This window comes from Azospirillum sp. TSH20, from assembly GCF_003115935.1.
Classification (GTDB): Bacteria; Pseudomonadota; Alphaproteobacteria; order Azospirillales; family Azospirillaceae; genus Azospirillum.
In genome coordinates, this window is the sequence record NZ_LGQU01000095.1 from 1 (window position 1) to 2,691 (window position 2,691).

Annotated in this window: 2 protein-coding genes; one reads left to right on the plus strand and one right to left on the minus strand. The window is 65.2% G+C overall.

Annotated features, from left to right (window positions below; all coding sequences use genetic code 11):
* Window positions 1–8 precede the first annotated feature (8 nt).
* Entirely contained in the window at window positions 9–2,261 is a 2,253-nt protein-coding gene (locus TSH20_RS23780) for a recombinase family protein (RefSeq protein ID WP_109157378.1), read from the minus strand.
* Window positions 2,262–2,386: 125 nt separating this feature from the next.
* On the opposite strand from TSH20_RS23780, the gene TSH20_RS35800 reads away from it, so the two are divergent.
* Window positions 2,387–2,671, plus strand: coding sequence for a hypothetical protein (locus TSH20_RS35800; RefSeq protein WP_146205461.1), 285 nt, complete (start codon window positions 2,387–2,389; stop codon window positions 2,669–2,671).
* The last annotated feature ends 20 nt before the right edge of the window (window positions 2,672–2,691 follow it).

Sequence of the window (2,691 nt, forward strand, 5' to 3'; positions counted from 1 at the left end):
CTACATCGTTATCCATACTGCTCTGTTCCATCTCGGTTTCCTCCAACGGTGTTCGATGGAGCGACCTCCTCTGTGGCTGAGCGCGCCTTCAGGCGCCACTCCCACTGGCCACAGCCGCGTGTGGTTCGGAAGGCGATGTAGTCGCCGCGCCGAACGCGCGCCCAGACGGCATCACGCTCCACTCCCATGTCCTCGGCGACCTCGGTGAGGGTTGGAAGCCCGCTGACCTCGGCGGAGCCATCGAGCCGGGCGATGTCCGCGTCCGTCAGCTGGATCCACTGCTTGGAATAAGGACAGCGCTGGTCGCAGGTGAGGATCCCATGCTGTACCCAGATTTGCACCAGCGATGACGTGATGCCCAGCCGCTTGGCTACCGCCTTGGCGGACAGGCGCCCATCCGCCCGAGGCTGCAGCGAGCCGGTCCGAATGGGACAGCCGGTTGCAAGGCCGTACTGCTTGCGCATGGAAAAGACGCGCTCGTAGGTCCACTCCTTTCCGGTTCTGGTGCGCAGACCCAGTGCGTTGAGCTCGCTGGCAACCGCATGGTCGGGCAACCGGGCGGACAGCTCCCGAATGCGGTCGATCACCGCGGCGTCGGTCGTGGAGTGCAGGCCGATCGGCGGCAGGGGCACCGAGTGCGTCGAGGTGGCGCCGCCCGTCCATAGAAGAACCACATCGACACGCCGTGCGATGCGGTCGACTGTCACGGTGACGGCGGTAACCGCCAGACGCAGAAGCCGCTTGCGATCGACGGCCGTGGTCGTGTCCGCCCGCCACAAACTAGGCAGGTCGGCGGCAATCCGACGCACCTCCTCCCGCTCGGCAGCGGTCAGCGGCATCAGATCGGTTCGCTGCATCAAGGCGTATTCGCTGTCGAGTGTCTCCAACGCGAGCAACGCTGCGTTCCAACGCCGTTCCAATTCCCGAGCTACCAAGCGGTTGTCAGGATCGACAGCATCGTATTGACGTTGGGCCAAGGCCACCTCATACCGGGCGCGTTCCAGGCGCAGCTGCCAGTGCCGATTGATGACCTCTCGCTCGTGCTCCAGCATTTCCAGGGCCGCCAGGGTGGCCTCAAGGCCAGCCGGCGCCACCGCTTCCAGGAAAGCGGCAGTGACGATGCTGTCCAGCAGCCCCACCGGACAGGACTGGCATTGCCGCTCGCCGTAATCGACCTGGGCCCGGCGGCAATGATAGCTGTGATACACGGAGCCGTAGTTGACGGCCATCCGGCGACCGCAGCGGCCACAAACGACCAGCCCGGTGAGCAAAGCAATCCCTTCGCGCGGTGCGCCGCAGCCCTTATGGGCGAAGTTGTAGAGGTTCTCCTGCAGCGCCTGACGGTTGGCGAGGTAGGCATCGTAGGTCAGGTAGCCGGGGTAGACGTCGGGCACCACGATGTCCCACTCCGTCACGCCGATCCGGTGGTCGATTACCGTCGGCGGGTCTCCTGGCACGGCTTGGCGCCGCCGCCGACCATAGACAAAGACGCCGGCGTAAGCTGGGTTGGTGAGGATCTGCTGGATCATTTGGTAGGTCGGCCGCACCCACGTGATGGTGCCGGCGGAGGCCCCGGTCTGAGCGCATCGCGGCAAGGACAGCCGGTTCTCCAAAAAGTGGCGCTGTACGGCTCTGGCGTTGCGCAGCACAGTGAAGCGCTCGAACACCGTGGCGATGGCCAGACGCACGGCATCATCCGGGTCCTGCACCACCACTCCGTCGGGGCGGCGCCGGAAGCCGACCGGCAGGCGCAGCGCGAGTTCACCACGGCGCGCCTTGTTCAGCAGGTTGCCGCGCATCCGGCCACGCAGAATGTGCAGTTCGGCGGCGAATAGCGTGCCCTTGACGCCCAACAAGAGGAGATCGTTGGGATCCCGCGCGTCATAGACGCCGTCCTCGTCAGCAATGAGAGTGCGGAAAACCCCGCACAGTTCGATGACGCGGTGCCAATCGCTGTTGCGCCGGGACAGGCGCGACACTTCGGTAACGAGGATGATGCCCACCTCGCCCAAACCGATGACGGCGACCAGCTTTTGGAAGCCCGTCCGTTGGCGACTGCTCGCACCGGAGAGGCCAAGATCCTCGTCAATGACCCGGATTTGGGATGGCGACCAGCCCATCATCCGTGCGCGTTCAGCCAACTGGTATTGGCGGCGGGTGCTCTCCTGGTTGCACTGTACCTGCTTGGGCGTGGACTGGCGGATGTAGACGATCGCCTGCAACTGCTGATGACGGGGTTCGATCTTGGGCGAGAGGATCATGGAGCGTCTCCTTGTGGGCCATCCGGCCCGTCAGCCGGCGCCGCAGCAAGTCGCTCCACAGCGCGATCATCGGCCTCTGCGCCTCCAGCGGTAGAATGCTCCACAGGATCGGGGTCGGGGTTGGCATGGCGAGCCTCCGCGGGCGGGGATGTGCGGCAGGCTTCGACCAGCCGGACGAGGGCACGCAGGCTTCCAGGCGTGAAGCGCAGGACCGGCATGACAGGCTCCTCAACACGGGCAGCTTCGGTCCACGCCAGCGGCATCATCTGCCGGTGGCCGTCCTCTCCTTCAACGACCAGATCCGTGCCGGCGTCGCGTCGCAGCCGCCGTATAACCCGTACAACCCGCCCCAGCCATGGATGATGCGGTGCGGTTACCCGAATCCATTGGATCTCAGCGGAATTGGCTGACGCAGTGTGTTGGCCGATGT

Bases quoted from the DNA above. Each gene is read 5' to 3' on its own strand.
- TSH20_RS23780 (WP_109157378.1), bottom strand. From the start codon at position 2,261: ATGATCCTCTCGCCCAAGATCGAACCCCGTCATCAGCAGTTGCAGGCG.
- TSH20_RS35800 (WP_146205461.1), top strand. From the start codon at position 2,387: ATGGCGAGCCTCCGCGGGCGGGGATGTGCGGCAGGCTTCGACCAGCCG.